The sequence below is a fragment of the Micromonospora sp. NPDC049047 genome, from assembly GCF_040649135.1.
Classification (GTDB): domain Bacteria; phylum Actinomycetota; class Actinomycetes; order Mycobacteriales; family Micromonosporaceae; genus Micromonospora.
In genome coordinates this window covers 1-15,967 of sequence record NZ_JBEZEY010000022.1, presented here as the reverse complement: position 1 = coordinate 15,967, position 15,967 = coordinate 1, and the positions used below count along the sequence as shown (strand labels likewise).

General features: G+C 71.4%; 18 protein-coding genes. 8 read left to right on the top strand and 10 right to left on the bottom strand.

Annotated features, from left to right (window positions below):
- Positions 1-306: 306 nt before the first annotated feature.
- A complete protein-coding gene (locus AB0B86_RS26795; RefSeq protein WP_357403287.1) occupies positions 307-1,257 on the bottom strand; it encodes a diacylglycerol kinase family protein in 951 nt (316 codons plus the stop codon).
- Here AB0B86_RS26795 and AB0B86_RS26790 point away from each other — a divergent pair.
- Positions 1,256-1,690 (top strand): hypothetical protein, encoded by a 435-nt coding sequence (locus AB0B86_RS26790; protein ID WP_357420059.1) that lies wholly within the window; start codon positions 1,256-1,258, stop codon positions 1,688-1,690. The genes AB0B86_RS26795 and AB0B86_RS26790 overlap by 2 nt on opposite strands.
- 22 nt (positions 1,691-1,712) lie before the next feature.
- Here the strand turns inward: AB0B86_RS26790 and AB0B86_RS26785 are convergent, their stop codons facing one another.
- The 3 genes from AB0B86_RS26785 to sodN all read right to left on the bottom strand — a co-directional run bounded on the left by AB0B86_RS26785 (position 1,713) and on the right by sodN (position 3,075).
- Positions 1,713-2,120 carry an ATP-binding protein gene (locus tag AB0B86_RS26785; RefSeq protein WP_355031264.1) on the bottom strand — a complete coding sequence of 136 codons (408 nt, stop codon included), beginning with the start codon at positions 2,118-2,120 and terminating at the stop codon, positions 1,713-1,715.
- Complete coding sequence (locus AB0B86_RS26780) at positions 2,117-2,608, bottom strand: GNAT family N-acetyltransferase (protein WP_357403339.1); 492 nt, start codon at positions 2,606-2,608, stop codon at positions 2,117-2,119. Before AB0B86_RS26780 ends, AB0B86_RS26785 begins: the two co-directional genes overlap by 4 nt.
- A gap of 62 nt (positions 2,609-2,670) precedes the next feature.
- Complete coding sequence (gene sodN / locus AB0B86_RS26775) at positions 2,671-3,075, bottom strand: superoxide dismutase, Ni (protein ID WP_357403291.1); 405 nt, start codon at positions 3,073-3,075, stop codon at positions 2,671-2,673.
- Between the two features lie 83 nt (positions 3,076-3,158).
- On the opposite strand from sodN, the gene AB0B86_RS26770 reads away from it, so the two are divergent.
- The 3 genes from AB0B86_RS26770 (at position 3,159) to AB0B86_RS26760 (ending at position 5,834) form a co-directional block, all read left to right on the top strand.
- A complete protein-coding gene (locus AB0B86_RS26770) occupies positions 3,159-3,509 on the top strand; it encodes a S24 family peptidase (protein WP_357420058.1) in 351 nt (116 codons plus the stop codon).
- A 145-nt stretch (positions 3,510-3,654) separates the two neighbouring features.
- On the top strand, positions 3,655-4,833 hold the full coding sequence (locus AB0B86_RS26765; RefSeq protein WP_357420057.1) for an NADP-dependent malic enzyme: 1,179 nt from the start codon (positions 3,655-3,657) through the stop codon (positions 4,831-4,833).
- A gap of 38 nt (positions 4,834-4,871) precedes the next feature.
- On the top strand, positions 4,872-5,834 hold the full coding sequence (locus AB0B86_RS26760) for a zinc-binding dehydrogenase (RefSeq protein ID WP_357403297.1): 963 nt from the start codon (positions 4,872-4,874) through the stop codon (positions 5,832-5,834).
- Positions 5,835-6,030: 196 nt separating this feature from the next.
- Here the strand turns inward: AB0B86_RS26760 and AB0B86_RS26755 are convergent, their stop codons facing one another.
- Both AB0B86_RS26755 and AB0B86_RS26750 read right to left on the bottom strand, forming a co-directional pair.
- Complete coding sequence (locus AB0B86_RS26755; protein ID WP_357403299.1) at positions 6,031-6,996, bottom strand: chlorophyllase; 966 nt, start codon at positions 6,994-6,996, stop codon at positions 6,031-6,033.
- A 97-nt stretch (positions 6,997-7,093) separates the two neighbouring features.
- Entirely contained in the window at positions 7,094-8,143 is a 1,050-nt protein-coding gene (locus AB0B86_RS26750) for an aldo/keto reductase (protein WP_357403301.1), read from the bottom strand.
- A gap of 89 nt (positions 8,144-8,232) precedes the next feature.
- Here AB0B86_RS26750 and AB0B86_RS26745 point away from each other — a divergent pair, with 89 nt between their 5' ends.
- Complete coding sequence (locus tag AB0B86_RS26745; protein WP_357403303.1) at positions 8,233-8,694, top strand: MerR family transcriptional regulator; 462 nt, start codon at positions 8,233-8,235, stop codon at positions 8,692-8,694.
- Here AB0B86_RS26745 and AB0B86_RS26740 read toward each other — a convergent pair.
- Entirely contained in the window at positions 8,576-9,121 is a 546-nt protein-coding gene (locus AB0B86_RS26740; RefSeq protein WP_357403305.1) for an aminoglycoside adenylyltransferase, read from the bottom strand. The genes AB0B86_RS26745 and AB0B86_RS26740 overlap by 119 nt on opposite strands.
- A 91-nt stretch (positions 9,122-9,212) precedes the next feature.
- Between AB0B86_RS26740 and AB0B86_RS26735 the strand changes: the two genes are divergently transcribed.
- Positions 9,213-9,386 (top strand): hypothetical protein, encoded by a 174-nt coding sequence (locus AB0B86_RS26735; protein WP_357403307.1) that lies wholly within the window; start codon positions 9,213-9,215, stop codon positions 9,384-9,386.
- A 2-nt stretch (positions 9,387-9,388) separates the two neighbouring features.
- Entirely contained in the window at positions 9,389-10,006 is a 618-nt protein-coding gene (locus AB0B86_RS26730) for a hypothetical protein (RefSeq protein WP_357403309.1), read from the top strand.
- Between the two features lie 7 nt (positions 10,007-10,013).
- On the opposite strand, the gene AB0B86_RS26725 is transcribed toward AB0B86_RS26730, so the two are convergent.
- The 3 genes from AB0B86_RS26725 to AB0B86_RS26715 form a co-directional block, all read right to left on the bottom strand.
- Complete coding sequence (locus tag AB0B86_RS26725; RefSeq protein ID WP_357403311.1) at positions 10,014-11,129, bottom strand: acetate kinase; 1,116 nt, start codon at positions 11,127-11,129, stop codon at positions 10,014-10,016.
- The gene (gene pta / locus AB0B86_RS26720; protein WP_357420056.1) at positions 11,126-13,204 is read right to left on the bottom strand and encodes a phosphate acetyltransferase; all 2,079 of its coding nucleotides are present in this window, start codon (positions 13,202-13,204) and stop codon (positions 11,126-11,128) included. The genes AB0B86_RS26725 and pta overlap by 4 nt, the downstream gene beginning before the upstream one ends.
- Before the next feature lie 97 nt (positions 13,205-13,301).
- On the bottom strand, positions 13,302-13,994 hold the full coding sequence (locus AB0B86_RS26715) for a TetR/AcrR family transcriptional regulator C-terminal domain-containing protein (RefSeq protein ID WP_357420055.1): 693 nt from the start codon (positions 13,992-13,994) through the stop codon (positions 13,302-13,304).
- A 102-nt stretch (positions 13,995-14,096) separates the two neighbouring features.
- Here AB0B86_RS26715 and AB0B86_RS26710 point away from each other — a divergent pair, with 102 nt between their 5' ends.
- Entirely contained in the window at positions 14,097-15,215 is a 1,119-nt protein-coding gene (locus AB0B86_RS26710; RefSeq protein WP_357403318.1) for an NAD(P)/FAD-dependent oxidoreductase, read from the top strand.
- The last annotated feature ends 752 nt before the right edge of the window (positions 15,216-15,967 follow it).

Here is a 15,967-nt window from a genome sequence, read left to right as displayed (position 1 = left end):
GGAACAGCTCAACCTGACGAGCATATCCAGGCAATGTCCCGGTAACTCAAGTTCGCTTGTGAATACTTTCACGAACAGTCGTGATGTCAAGGGTGACGCTCGGAAAAACTCCGGGCGGTGAGCAAGCCCACAGCCCGTTTGCCCGGTTTTCGGGGCTTTCCCGATTACCCGCCGTGCCACAGTCGAGGATCAATATAGTACAGTCCGCGTGACATTGCTGACATTTCCGGCACCTGCCCCTCGGCGTGGCGGTGGCCTGTCGGCGCGGTTGCGGCCACCGTGTCGACCTAGGGCAGTACCCGAGACCTAGCAGATTACTCTCAGTGCGGCGGGAACGGAGGTGAATCTGACTTTCTCCCGCTCGCCGAGATAGTCGCCGTCCAGCTGGAACGCCTGCGGACGGGCGGAGAGCAGGGTGAACTCCGCAGTGTCGTGGATTCGTAACACCTGTCGACCGCGCGGATCCGGCTGCCGGGACAGGAACTGCGTCACTGTCCGTGTTGTGCTAGCCACCCGGAGCTGACGCAGGGCCAGCACATCGAGCCCGAGATCGAACGATGCCGACGGGTTCGGGTTGACCTCCCGGTCGCCCAGGTACGTCCACGGTGCCGTGTTCTGGATGATGACGGTGGCCAACTCGGCCTCGGCCAGCTCGCCCGGACGTTCCAGCACGATCGCCGGGTGCCGCCGGTCCGAGGCGAAGAAGTACTGGTTCATGATCGAGCGCAGGTAGAGCGTCGGCGTGGACACCCGGCCCTTGCGCCGGGCCTGCTCCACCCGGTGGATGACCGCGGCGTCCAGCCCGAAGCCGGCGCAGAAGGTGAAGTAGCGGTCGTCCGCGCGGCCCAGCCCGACAGTGCGGCTCCGGCCCAGCCGTAACCCTTCGAGGATCATGCTGGTCGCCTCCGGCCACTCCCGGGGCAGGCCCAACGCGCGGGCGAACACGTTCGTCGAGCCGCCCGGCACTGTCGCCAGCGCGGGCAGTCGTTCGGCCATCGGCACGCCGACGGCGCCGGGCGGCGGGTCGGCCGTCATCAGGCCGTTCACCACCTCGTTCACTGTGCCGTCGCCACCCAGGGTGACGACCAGGTCGACGCCCTCCGCCGCGGCCTCCCGCGCCAGCGCCATCGCGTGCCCGCGCCGCCGGGTGTAGCGCACGCTGAGGTCGACTTCGCTGCGCAGCGCCCGGACGAGCACGTCCCGGCTGCGTTCGCTGGTGGTGGTGGCCTTTGGATTGACCACCAGGACGGCGTGCATGGGCGGCACTGTACCTCCCGGTAGCCCGGGTATCGTGGCGCGCGTGACCATCGACTCGGCCCCGTTTCCCGTCACGCTCCGCTGGGCGGTCCGGCTGTTGTGGGCGGAGGCGGCCGCCGTCGGGCTGGTCGCGGCATGGCTGGTCTGGGCCGATCTCACGGCCACCACCACCCATCTGGCCTCGGCGTTGCTGGTTACCGCGTTCGCCATCGGGGCCGCGGTCGCGCTCTGGGCGCTGGGCCGGGCCCTGTCACAGCGCAAAGCGGGCACCCGCGCGCCTGCGATAGTGCTTCAGCTGATGCTGCTACCGATCGGATGGTTCATGATCCAGGGCGGGTTGGGCTGGCTGGGCGTGCCGCTGATGGTGCTCGGGCTGGGCGTGGGCTGGCTGCTGGTCTGCCCCCCGACGACCCGGGCACTCGGCTTCGAGTGACCGACCTGGCCCGTCGAGCCGGTCAGTAGCCGCCGGAGCGGCGGGTGAGCAGCGCGATGGTGGCCCGACCGTCGACGGCCGTGGCGGATGCCGACGTCGTCAACGCGGTAAGCACCTTCCAGGCGAAGGACGACTCGGCCGGCAGCGTGGCACCCCGCACTGTCGGCACTGTCACCTCGACTGTCAGCGCGTCCTCGGTGACCGCGAAGCGGCACTCCAACTCGGCGTCGCGGGTGGCGATGGCGAGCAGCATGGCGCACGCCTCGTCGACAGCGATTCGCAGATCCTCGATCTCGTCGAGCGCGAACTGCAACCGGGCCGCGAGACCGGCGGTGGCGGTGCGGAGCACGCCAAGGTAACCGCCGTCGGCAGGCACAGTGAGGTGCACCACGTCGTCGTCGGTCGCTGGCTGGCCAGTCAGTTGAGTCACGCCTCATCCCCCCGGTCGGGGACTCTACCCGGTCGGTCGTCCGTACGCGTGCCAGCGGTGGCGGCCTGGCCGGCGAGCGCCCGCAGCGCCTCGCCACTGAGCCGGTAGGGGACCCACTCGCTCATCTGCTCCGCACCGATCGAGGCGTAGAACCCGGCGGCCGGGTTCCAGTCGATCATCCACCACTCCAGCCGCCGGTAGCCACGTCGTACGCAGATCTCGGCGAGCGTGGCGAGCAGCGACCGACCCGCCCCGGAACCCCGGGCGGTCGGTCGGACGTACAGGTCCTCCAGGTAGATGCCGTGTACGCCGGCCCAGGTGGAGAAGTTGAGGAACCACAGGGCGAAGCCGATCGGCTCGTCCCGCTCGTCCACCGCGACGTGACCGAAGAGCGCCGGTGCGGGACCGAAGAGGGCCGAGGAGAGCTGTTCGGCCGTGAGGTGACACTGGTCGGGGGCGCGTTCGTACTCCGCCAGCTCGTGCACCATGGCGACGACGGCCGGCACGTCCTCGGGACGTGCCGGCCGGATCGTCGGGATGACCGGTACGGTCACGCCTTCTTGGTCTCCCAGAAGATCTTGGCGATCTCGTCGATCTTCGAGAGCAGCTTGTCGGCGGTGGCCGGGTCGAGGCTGCCCTTGACGCCACCGGCGCCGGCGAGCTTGGTGGCCTCGTTGAACAGGCTGTGCAGGTTCGGGTACTTCTCGAAGTGCGGCGGCTTGAAGTAGTCGGTCCACAGCACCCAGAGGTGGTGCTTGACCAGCTCGGCGCGCTGCTCCTTGATGATGACGGCCCGGGTGCGGAACTCCGGGTCGGTGTTCGCCTGGTACTTCTCGCAGATCATTTTGACCGATTCGGCCTCGATCCGAGCCTGAGCCGGATCGTAGACACCACACGGCAGGTCGCAGTGTGCGCTCGCGGTGACGCGGGGCGCGAGGATGCGCGGAAATCGCATCAGGATCCTCCATGGGAAGTTTGCGATGATCAAAGGCGACATTACTCCTGGGGATGCTTTCCGAACGGACGGAGGTGAAACCAGTGGAGGCCGATCACCCGCCTGAGGTGGCCCGGTTGCGCGGGCCGCTGACCGCCGTCCTTGTCGTCGGCCCGTCCATGGCACCGACATTGCGGCACGGCGACGCGGTGCTGGTACGCCCCGGCGGTCGGCGGATCCGACCCGGGGACGTGGTGGTCGCGGTCTTCCGGACCCGTCCCGACCTGCTGGTGGTGAAGCGGGCGGTCCGCAAACAGGACGGCGGCTGGTGGCTGCGCGGCGACAACGAGCTGGTCACCGACGACTCGCGGGCGTACGGGGTGGCCGACGTACGAGGGCGGGTGGTGGTCCGCTACTGGCCGCGCCCCGGGCGGGTACGTCGTCACGGGTTATGACCCCGCTCACATCCGGGAGGGGGTGTCGACACTATGCTCGGAAGTGTCCGGGTGACCCCCCGCACCGCGTGCCACCGCTCGCCGCCCACCTCGCGGCCAGGCCCGGCCGCCTCACATCTGCTCGACAGATCCTGGAGTCACCGCCATGTCTTCGTCCACCGTGGACCCCGCTGATCCCGTCTTCCTGCTGCACCGCGGCGGCAAGATGGCCGTCACCTCGACAGTGCCACTGACCAGCCGGGATGACCTCTCCCTGGCGTACACCCCGGGGGTGGCCCGGGTGTGTGAGGCGATTGCCGCCGACCCCGCCCTGGTGGACGACTACACCTGGGTGTCGCACACCGTCGCGGTGGTCACCGACGGCTCGGCGGTGCTCGGGCTCGGCAACATCGGCCCACGTGCCGCGCTGCCGGTGATGGAGGGCAAGGCGGTGTTGTTCAAGCAGTTCGGTGGGGTCGACGCCGTGCCGGTCTGCCTGGACACCCAGGACGCTGATGAGATCGTCGCGGTGGTCCGGGCGCTGGCGTCCTCGTTCGGTGGTATCAACCTGGAGGACATCAGCGCCCCGCGCTGCTTCGAGATCGAGCGCCGCCTCGACGAGGCCCTCGACATCCCGGTCTTCCACGACGACCAGCACGGCACCGCGATCGTGGTGCTCGCCGCGCTGCGCAACGCCGCCGCCCTGCTCGACCGCAAGCTCGGCGACCTGCGGGTCGCGGTCAGCGGCGCGGGTGCGGCCGGGGTGGCAGTGACGAAGATGCTCATCGCCGGGGGTGTCGACCCCGACCAGGTGGTGGTCGTGGACTCCAAGGGCATCATCGGCCGGCACCGCACCGAGCTGACCGGCACCAAGGCCGAGTTGGCGGCGACCACTAACGCGGACGGCCGGCACGGCGACATCACCGAGGCGCTGCGCGACGCCGACGTGCTGATCGGGGTGTCCGGCGGGCAGATCCCCGAGGCCGCGGTGGCGGGGATGGCCCCCGGCGGGATCGTCTTCGCGCTGGCCAACCCGACCCCGGAGGTGCACCCCGAGGTGGCCGCCCGGCACGTCGCGGTGGTCGCCACCGGGCGCAGTGACTACCCCAACCAGATCAACAACGTGCTGGCCTTCCCCGGGGTGTTCCGTGGGGCGCTGGATGCCGGCGCGACCCGGATCACCGAGGCGATGAAGGTCGCCGCCGCGGACGCCATCGCCGGCGTGGTGGCCGAGTCGCTGACCGCCGACGCGATCGTCCCCTCGCCACTCGACCCGCGCGTCGCGCCGGCCGTCGCCGAGGCGGTCGCCGAAGCCGCCCGCCGCGACGGCGTCGCCCGCCGGTAGGGCAGGGCGCCTTCTTAACGGACGCCCAGCTTGTTACCGTGCCGATCATGCGTGCTGCCTTCGCCTCCCGTTTCGACGACGCCGACCCGCTCGCCGCGCTCACCGTCGGTGAGCGGCCCGAGCCGACCCCTCCGGCTGACGACTGGGTGACAGTTCAGTTGCGCGCCACCTCGCTCAACCACCACGACCTCTGGTCGCTGCGCGGAGTGGGGCTCGCCGAGGCCCAGCTGCCGATGATCCTCGGCTGCGACGCGGTGGGGCTGGACCCGGAGGGCCGCCCGGTGGTCGTCTACCCGGTGGTGGTCACTCCGGGCGACCCGCGCGGGGTCTCCATCCTCTCCGAGCACTTCGCCGGGACCCTCGCCGAGCGGGTGGTCGTACCCCGATCGAACCTGATCCCGCTGCCCGAGGGCATGGCGGCGACCGACGCGGCGTGCCTGCCCACGGCCTGGCTGACCGCGTGGCGGATGCTCACCACGAAGGGCCGGGTCGCGGACGCCGACAGCGTGCTGGTCCAGGGCGCGGGTGGTGGCGTCGCCACCGCGGCCGTCGCGCTCGCCATCGCGATGGGCAAGCGGGTGTACGCGACCAGCCGCGACGCCGCCAAACGGGACCGGATCTCGGCCCTCGGCGCGACCGCCGTGGAGCCCGGTGCCCGGCTGCCGGAACGGGTGGACGTGGTGATCGAGACGGTCGGCGCGGCCACCTTCGACCACTCGCTGAAGTCGGCAGCGCCGATGGCCCGGATCGTGGTCTCCGGCGCGACCGCCGGGCATGAGCCGTCGGTCAACCTGCGCCGGGTCTTCGCGATGCAGCTGGAGATCCTGGGCTCCTCGATGGGCACGCCGGGTGAGCTGTACGAGCTGCTGGCGTTCTGCTCGGACAACGAGGTGCGCCCGGTGGTGGACAGCGTGGTGCCGTTCAGTCGGGTCGAGGACGCCTTCGCCCGCCTGCACTCCGGCGACGCCTTCGGCAAGGTCGTCATCGACCACACCGCCTGACCCGTCCCGCGCTGCCCGCCCGTCCCCGCGCTGCCCGCCCGTCCCCGCGCTGCCCGCCCGCAAGATCACACAACATCGTGGAAATAGTGGCCTCAGGCGACGTTGAGGCCACTATTTCCTGGTTACTGCGCGATCTTGCGGGGCGGGGCGTGGTGGGTGGGGCGGGGCGGGGCGTGGGCGGGGCGTGGGCGGGGCCTCAGAGGTGGTCGTCGAAGGTGGCGATGTCGCCGCGGGTCGCGCCGGTGGGGATGCGCTGCTTGGCAGCCGCGTCGCCGTAGAGCGACCAGCGGAGGAAGTCGATGGACGTGTCCGAGACCACCCGCAGTGCGGCCTTGTCCTTGAGCATCGTCTGCCCGTGGTCGCCCTTCGGCAGGCTCAGCATCGCCTTGGGCCAGGGCACCTTGTCGTACGCGGCCTTGCCCGCCGCGTACTCGACGACCTTGTCCAGCTGACCGTGCACGAACAGTTGCGGCGCGGCCGTGCCGGCGAACGCGGTGCCCACCCCGAGCGCGGTGCCCGCGAACACCACCCCCGCGTCCAGCCGCTCGTCCCGGTTGGCGGTGAACAGCCCGATCGTGGTCACCCCGCCGGCCGAGTGCCCGGCTGCGGCGACCCGGTCGGCGTCCAGCCGGCCCTGCAACTGGTCGTCGGCCTTGGCGTCCAGCGCGAGCACCTGGTCCAACGCGTACGACACGTCGGCGGGTTGGTTGAGCACGTCGAGGACGTTGTTGTCGGCGCCCCGGGAGGTGTGCGGGAACGTCGGCGCGGCCACCACGAAACCCGCCGCCGCCCAGCGGGTCAACAGCGTGGCGTAGTCGTCCGGCCGACCACCCAGACCGTGGCTGAACATCACCACCGGGAACCGGCCCTTCGCCGCCGCCGCCCCCGACCTGGCCGGGTCGCCGATCTCCCCGGCGGCCGGGTACCAGATCTTCACAGGTAGCGCCCGGCCGGTGCGGTTCAGCTTCAGGTTGCGTACCCCGACGGGGTAGGGATTCACCGGCGCGTGCCCGGCGGCGACCTGCGGCGTCGCCACGGCGGTGGGCTCCGGCGCGGCCGGCGCGGCCGGCGTGCGCCGAGCCGGCGCGCCCGTGGAGCAGCCGGCCAGAACGGCCAGCAGCAGGACGGTGACCAGCATTGCGGGGGTGGCGCGACGGTGCATGAACCCGATTGTGCCCTGCCCGCCGGAACCGCCCGGCGGGCTTCGACGTGCTGCGCCCACCCGATCACCGTCCGCTGCGTCCGGGCGTCCGACTCGGTCAGGCCGCAGCCCGGTCGGCCAGAGGGCGTCGCCGCAGTGCCGGGTCGGTGAGTGAACGCGGTGGGAAGGCCGCGTTCGGGTTGTACCGGTTGGTGCCGGGCGGCACTATCTCGTCGATCCGGTCGAGGGTCGCGTCGTCCAGGGTGAGCGCGGCCCCCTTCAGCAGGTCCTCCAGCTGCGAGCTGGTGCGCGGTCCGATGATCGCCGAGGTGACGGCCGGGTGGGCCACGGTGAAGGCGATGGCGAGCTGGGGCAGCGTGCAGTCGATGCTGTTCGCGAGGTCGACGAGCTGTTCGACGGCGTCGAGCTTGGCCGCGTTCTCGGCGATCGTGGGATCGAACTGCGCTGGCCGCAGGGCGGCCCGCCCGGTTGACAGGTCGACGGGCTGGTCCCGGCGGTACTTTCCGCTGAGAAACCCGAAGGCGAGCGGGCTCCAGACCAACGCCCCCATGCCGTAACGCCGGCAGACCGGCAGGGTGGAGGCTTCGACGCCGCGGGCCAGGATCGAGTACGGCGGCTGCTCGCTGCGCAGGCGTCCGAGGCCGCGGCGCTCGGCTACCTGGTGCGCCTCGACGATCTCCTCGGCGGGGAACGTCGAGCAGCCGAAGGCGCGGATCTTGCCAGCGCGGACCAGGTCGGTGAGCACCGAGAGCGTCTCCTCGATGTCGGTCGAGGGGTCGGGACGGTGCACCTGGTAGAGGTCGATCCAGTCGGTGCCCAACCGCCGTAGGCTCCCCTCGACCGCCTGGAGGATCCACCGCCGCGAGTTGCCACCCCGGTTGGGCCCCTCGCCCATCGGGAAGTGCACCTTGGTGGCGAGCACGACGTCGTCGCGGCGCCCACGCAGCGCCTTGCCCACGATCTGTTCGGACTCACCCTGGCCGTACATGTCGGCGGTGTCGATCATGTTGATGCCCTGGTCCAGGGCGGTGTGGATGATGCGGGCACAGTCGTCGTGGTCGGGATTGCCGACGGCACCGAACATCATGGTCCCGAGGCAGTGGGTGCTCACCTCGATACCGGTGCCGCCGAGGGTGCGATAGCGCATGCCGATGCTCTCCTAGCTGATTCGGTGTGATCAACCGGCACCGTAGGAGCTTGAGTCGGCTCTAGGTCAACCCCGTTACCCTGCTCGGCATGGCTGAGGTCACCGCGGCGCTGAGCATCGGACAGGTCGCTGAACGCACCGGCTTGAGCGTGCACACTCTCCGCTTCTACGAACAGCAAGGAATCTTCGTCAGCGCCGTACGCCGTGCGTCCACCGGACGTCGCGTCTACAGCCAGGACGACGTGGACTGGTTGGGGGTCTGCGTCATCCTCCGCGCCTCCGGCATGCCACTGCCCGCGCTGCGCCGCTACACCGAACTCGTTCGCGAAGGCGCGGGCAACGAGGAGGAACGACTCGCGCTCCTCCGCGAGCACCACGGGCGCGTCCGGGACCAGCTCGGCCGGCTCACCCAGTGCCTCGACCTGATCACCTTCAAGGTCGGGGTGTACGAGGACATCCTCGACCAGGAAGGGCCAGCAGCCGGGTCAGGTCGTCCGCGTCCTTCGGTCGGCGGGGACGTTCCGGCATCCAGACCGGGTACATCTGCTTGAACTCGATCTGGGCCGCCACCGAGATCGTCGGCACGGTGAGCGGACCGAACCGGCCGGGTGGGGCGTCCAGCATCCCGGCCGGCAGCAGGGTGCCGGCCCAGGGCCCGGCACCCACAGTGGGTCGGCCGGTGCTGTCCCGACCCAGATACGCGAAGCTGACCTCCACGTCGGCGGTGAACAGGTCGAGCTGCGACTCCACAGGCATTCGCGGGTCGGACCGCCAGGCCCGACCCAGCAGCAGGTCGGCCAGCCGGCCCGCGTCGTCGCGCCAGCAGTACCAGTCGACGTCGACGTGCGGGCGGGTCACCACGCCAAGCTGGAAGTCCATCGCCCAGCCGCCGCGCAGCCACACCGGGATGTCGGCAGCCCCGGCCACCGCGACCACCTCGGCGATGCTCGCCAACTGTCGGCGCGCCAACTCGTCCACGGCATGACCGTACCGTCGGCGGCGGGCCAGTGGGCAGGACGCCGTGGGCCAGGGACGGTGCGACCTGAGCAGCTTCGCTAGGGTCACAGGCATGCCTGAGAACTACACGGACCCCAGCGGCAACACGGAGGCGTTCCGCGCCTTCAACCAGACGCCGGAGGCTGCGGCGCCGACGGAGGCCCCGTCCCGCCTGCCGCTGATCATCGGCGCGGCGGTCGTCGTTGTCGTGCTGGTCGCCCTCGTCGCCTGGCTCGCGACGAGCTGAGCGTGCCGGAGCGGGCAGACGCGCCCAGCCGGCGGCCGGCGGACGACCCGTCGGCGTCCCTGCTGACCAGGCTCCGGAGGATCCGCCGCGGTCCGGCCGTCATGGGTGCCCTGCTCCTGCTCACCAGCCTCGCGTACGCGACAAGCGTCGCCGGTTACAAGTGGCACCTGCACACCAAGGCTGAGCGGTTACGGGCCGAGGGTGTGCCGGTTCTGGCTGACGTGATCGACCGCCGGGACACCGTCGGACGTGGCGGCGGCACCGACACCATCGAGGTCGGATACCACTACGAGGGTGTCCGGTACTCCGAGCGGATCCTCTGTGGTTCCGCTGGCGGCTGCACCGAGGAACGGCCGGCGGTGCTGCGGGTGTGGGTCGACCCGGTGCACCCCGAGGAGTTCCTCGCCGAGAACGGCAACACCGATGATTCGGTGTTCGTCCTCAACGCCTGGGGTGGCGTCCCCTTCGGTCTGGCCTTCGCCGTGATCGGTGGGGGCATGGTCTGGGCGGCCACCCTGCCGGGCCAGGCTTCAGGCCCGACGCGGGCCAGACGTGGGCCCGGCCGGGACCAGGTGCGCCGTACCGTCAGTGCCCGGCGTCGGCGCAACGCCCGCCGCTGACGCGTCGTCAGCCGCGCGCGACCACGTCCCGAGTCTGCCGGGCGATCTCCCGTTCCTCGTCGGTGCGGATGACACAGACACTCACCTCGGCATCGTCGGGTGAGATCACCCGGTCGCCCGTGCCATCGTTGCGGGTCTCGTCCACCGCGATGCCGAGCCGGCCCAGGCCGGCAAGCGACGCGGCCCGGACGGGCGCGGCGTGCTCGCCGACCCCGGCGGTGAAGGCGATCGCGTCGACCCGGCCGAGCAGCGCGTAGTACGCCCCGACGTACTCGGTGATCCGCCGGCAGTACACGTCGAAGGCCAGCCCCGCCGCCCGGTCACCGGAGGCCCGACGGCTGAGCACCTCGCGCATGTCGTTGACGCCGGTCAACCCGAGCAGGCCGCTGCGGTGGTTGAGCAGGTCGTCGATCTCGTCGACCGACAGCCCACCCTCGCGGCGCAGGTGGAAGATCACGGTGGGATCGAGGTCGCCGCTGCGGGTGCCCATCACCAGCCCTTCGAGGGGCGACATGCCCATCGAGGTGGCGACGCTGCGTCCGTTCTGCACCGCGCAGGCGCTCGCCCCGTTGCCCAGGTGCAGGGTGATCGTGTTGAGCTGCTCGTACGGGCGGCCGAGCAGTTCGGCAGTGCGCCGGGACACGTACGCGTGCGAGGTGCCGTGGAAGCCGTACCGGCGGATGCCGTACCGCTCGGCGGTGTCCCGGTCGACCGCGTACGTCGCGGCGGCCTCCGGCAGGGTGTGGTGGAACGCGGTGTCGAAGACGGCCACCTGCGGGACGTCCGGCAGCGCCGCGCGGGCCACCTCGATGCCGGCCAGGTTCGCCGGGTTGTGCAGTGGGGCGAGCGGCACCAGGTCCCTGATCGCGGCCAGCACCGCGTCGTCGACGAGCACCGGTGCGCTGAACGTCCGGCCACCGTGCACCACCCGGTGCCCGACCGCGGCCAGCCCGCTCAGGTCGAGTCCGGCCAGGATCTGCCGTACCGCGCTGGTGTGGTCCGCCGGACCGCCACCGGGCTCACCGACCCGCTCGACGGTGCCGTGGTCGAGCACCCGGTCGTCGTCGTAGTGGCGCCACTTCACCGACGACGACCCGCAGTTGAGCACCAGCACCCGACTCATGAGGACTCCTCGGTGGCCGCCTGGATGGCGGTGATCGCCACCGTGTTGACGATGTCCGGCACGCTCGCGCCGCGGGACAGGTCGTTCACCGGCCGGCGCAGACCCTGCATGACCGGGCCGACGGCGACCGCCCCGGCGGAGCGCTGCACCGCCTTGTACGTGTTGTTGCCGGTGTTCAGGTCCGGGAAGATGAAGACAGTGGCCTGCCCGGCGACCGGGCTGCCGGGCAGCTTCGTCGCCGCCACCGCCGGGTCGATCGCCGCGTCGTACTGGATCGGCCCCTCGACCAGCAGGTCGGGCCGGCGCTCCCGGACCAGGGCGGTGGCCGTGGCGACCTTCTCCACGTCCGCGCCCGCTCCGGAACTGCCGGTGGAGTACGACAGCATTGCCACCCGGGGTTCGATGCCGAACCGGGCGGCGGTGTCGGCCGACGAGATCGCGATGTCGGCGAGCTGCGCGGCGTCCGGGTCGCGGTTGACAGCGCAGTCGCCGTAGACCAGCACCCGGTCGGCGAGCAGCATGAAGAAGACGCTGGAGGCCACCGAGACCTCCGGCACGGTACGGATGATCTCGAACGCCGGTCGGATGGTAGCGGCGGTGGTGTGCGTGGCACCGGAGATCATGCCGTCGGCCCGTCCGGTCGACACCATGAGCGTGCCGAAGTAGTTGGGTTGGGCCACGATGTCGTGCGCCAACTCGGCGGTCATGCCCCGGTGGGCGCGCAGCCGCGCGTACTCGGCGGCGAAGTCGTCCCGCCAGTCGCTGGTGGCCGGGTCGACCACCGTCGCGTCGCCGAGGTCGATGCCCAGCTCGCGGGTCCGCCGGGCGATGTCGTCCGGCCGGCCCAGCAGCGTCAGGTCAGCCACCCCGCGGCGGAGCAGGATCTCCGCCGCGCGCAGGATCCGTTCCTCGGTGCCCTCGGGCAGCACCAGGTGCCGGCGCTGCGAACGGGCCCTGTCGATCAGCTCGTTCTCGAACATCAGCGGGGTGACCCGGGTCGACCTGCTGACGCGCAGCCGGCGAGCCAGGTCGTCGGTGTCCACGCAGCGCTCGAACGCGCCAAGCGCCGCCTCCACCTTGCGCGGGTTGGCCGTGCTGGGTCGGCCCTCGATCCGGCTGGACGCGGCCACCGTGTCGTAGCTGTCGCTGCGCACGGAGAGCACCGCCAGGCCGGTGTTCAGGCCCTGCACCAGCCGCATGACCCGGGGGTCGGGCTGCTCGCCGAGGGTGAGTACCAGCCCGGCCACCGACGCCTGCCCGGCCACGTGCGCGGCGCTCGCGGCCACCAGCAGGTCGGCCCGGTCCCCGGGGGTGATCACCAGGGCGCCCTCGGTGAGGTGGTCCAGCAGCGTCGGCACGTGCGCCGCGCCGACCACGAAGTCGAGTACGTCCCGGCTGAGCGCGGCGTCGTCGCCGGCCAGCAGGGTGGCGCCGAGCGCCGCCGCCACCTCGGCCACCGTCGGCGCGGACACGCTCGGCACCTCCGGGATGACGTACGCCGGCACGGGCAGCTCCGACAGCGTCATCGGCGCGCACACCCGGTTGGCGATCACCGCGAGCACCGTCGCGCCCAGGTCGGCCAGATCGTGGTACGCCCCTCGCATGGCCGCCGCGACGGCCGCCGGCTCCTGTTCGTAGCCGTCCACCACCGGCACCACCACGCTGCCGAACTCGGTGGCCAGCCGGGCGTTGAAGGCCAGCTCGCGAGGATGGGCCGGATCGCCGGGGTCGTCGAAATCGCTGCCCACCACGACCACGGCCGAGCACTGACGTTCCACCGCCCGGTACCGCTCGACGACCGTGGAGATCAGTTGCTCACGCCGGCCGTCGGCGACCAGCCGGGCCGCCTCGGCGTAGGTGGAGCCGGCCAGGTCGGCGAGCGGCACCTCGACCCGGTACCGCTCGCTCAGCAGCGCGAGGATCGGGTCCGACCCGGTGTCGGCGACCAACGGCCGGAACACGCCGATCCGCCCCACCTGGCGGGACAGCAACTCCGCCAACCCGAGGGCGACAGTCGACTTGCCCCCGCCCGAACCGACGCTGGTCAGATACACGCTGCGAGCCACAGTCCCCACCCTAGAAGATCGCGAGACTCCCCACCCGGGCCCTACGGCCCCCATCACCGCGGCCCTCGGTCCGGGCTCGTGCGGGCGGCGGCTGTGCCGCGGGTGGTCAGGTCGAGCGCAGGGCTGCGATGCCGGTCAGGAAGATGTCGATGCCGGCGAGGAACTGCTCGCGGTCGTCGTGGTCGCGCAGCTGGGTCACTGTCGCGTGCACGAACGGGTACCTGTCGGGGTCCAGTTGCGCCCACTTCGCGGCCGTGGTGTCCAGGAACGCCCCGCGGTCCGTGTCGCGGCCGGTGAGGTGCCGGGCGTTGGCGGCGTTCTGGACAGCGACACCGAGGACGTAGTTCACGAGCGTTCCGGCCGCGTCGAAGCGCGCCCGCTCGGGGACGGCGAGTGCGTCCAGCAGCCTGCCGATGCTCTCGTAGAAGTCCAGCAGCGCGGGCCGCCACGGTTGCCGGGAGAGTTCCGCGCCGACCCAGGGGTGGGCGTCGATCGCGTCGAACAGGCCCAGGGTGAGCAGGCGCAGGATCTCGCGGGGGCTCCCGGTGGTGGCCGTGCGGGACAGCACACCGGTGATGACGTCGTCGGTGGCCGCCGCGAGCAGGTCGCTCTTGTCCGCGACGTGGTGGTAGATCGCGCCGTAGCCGGTCTTCAGGCGAACCGTGAGCGCGCGCAGCGTCAGGGCGTTCTCGCCGCCGCCGTCCAGGATCTCGGTAGCGGTCTGGATGATCAGGTCCCTGGACAGGCTGTCCGTGCGGCGCGGGGTCTGCCCGGATCCGTTGGCGGTTCGGTGTGCCATGAGCCCAGTGTCGCACGTTGGATTGTTGATCCAAAGCCGTGCTAGCGTCTTTGGAGCGACGATCCAACACGGGTCGTCCAGTAGTAGGCCTGGGGGAACACCATGACGACACCGGTCACGATCATCGGGGCGGGCCTCGGCGGACTGATGCTGGCCCGCGTGCTGCACGTGCACGGCATCCCGTCCACCGTGTACGAGGCGGAGGCGTCCTCGGCGACGCGTACGCAGGGGGGACTACTCGACATCCGCTACTACAACGGCCAGCCCGCGCTGGAGACGGCCGGCCTGATCGAGGAGTTCCGCACGCTCGTCCTCGACGGGCGTCAGGCGATGCGGCTCCTGGACCGGCACAGGAACATCCTGCTCAACGTGCCCGACGACGGCACCGGTGGCAGCCCGGAGGTGCAGCGCGGTGAACTACGGCAGATGCTGCTCGACTCACTCCCCGCCGGCACCGTCCGGTGGGGCCACAAGGTCAGCGGCGTCCGCTCTCTCGGCGAGGGCCGCCACGAAGTGGCCTTCACCAACGACACCGCAGTCGTCACCAGCCTGCTGGTCGGCGCGGACGGCGCCTGGTCCCGGGTCCGACCGCTGCTCTCCGACGCCACGCCCCGGTACACCGGCTTCTCGTTCATCGAGACGCACCTGTTCGATGGCGACACCCGGCACCCGACCAGCGCGGAGACCGTGGGCGGCGGAGCGATGATGGTGCTGGAGCCGGGCAAGGGGATCCTGGCCCACCGGGAGCGCGGCGGAAACCTCCACACCTGGGTGATGCTCGCCCGGCCGCAGGACTGGTTCGCCACCATCGACTTCACCGACCCCGACGCGGCCACCGCACGGATCGTGCGGGAGTTCGAGGGCTGGGCGCCGGAACTCACCGCGCTGGTCACCGACGGCGAGACCCCGCCGGTCCTGCGCCACATCTTCACCCTGCCCGCCGAACACGTGTGGGACCGGACGCCCGGGGTCACGCTGCTCGGTGACGCCGCACACCTCGCGGCACCCAACGGCGAAGGCGCCAACCTGGCCCTTCTCGACGGTGCCGAACTCGGCACCGCCGTCGCCGCGCACCCCGGCGACATCGAGACCGCGCTCACCGCGTACGAGCGGGCGATGTTCGTGCGTAGTGCCGAGGCCAACGCCGAGGGCCCCGACCTTCAGGACATGCTCGGCGACGGCACACCCGACACGCTGATCAGGGCGTTCACCGGCAGTTGAGGGTCAGGCGTCCTCGTCGTCGGGGTCGCCTAGGCGGGCCAGGCGGGTGGTCAGGCGCTCGATCGGCGGTGCGGTAGGCGTCTCACCTGCTAGGCGTCGCAAAAGCCGAAAAGAATTCACGCCTACACTCGCTTCCCATGACCACCCGGCGCCTGAGCAGCGACGATACGTCGACAAGGAGGTCGACGGCCGCAGGCATGCCCGGTGACGCTCCTACCCAACCTGACGCACCAGTCGACGAGCGGACGATGGTGATCGGACGCTCCGACGCCCCCACCGAGCTGATCGCCGCCGCACCCCAGCCACCGCCGGTGTTCGTCGACCCCAGCGGCCGACGTCGCTCCCGCCTGCGCTGGCTCGCATACGCCGTCGGCCTGCTGGGTCTGCTCTACACCGGGCTGGTGGCTGTCAGCTTCGCCGGCGGCGTGGTGGACCCGCGCACGGTGCTTCCCTTCGTGGACGAGGTCGAGCAGCCCCAACGGCAGCGGTCGCCGCAGGCCGAGGCGATCACCGTGGTCCCTGAGCCGTCAACGGCCACCCCCCGTACGCCGGCGGCCACGGTGACCCCCACCCCCGCCCCGGCGGCCCCCCGCCCGGTCACCCCCAGCCGCTCGCCGAGCGCCACCCGCTCGCCGAGCGGCCGCCCGGCCGGAACGCCAGCCCCCCCCCCCCCCCCCCCCCCCCCCCCCCCCCCCCCCCGCCCCCCCCCCCCCCCCCCCCCCCCCCCCCCCCCCCCCCCCCCCCCCCCCCCC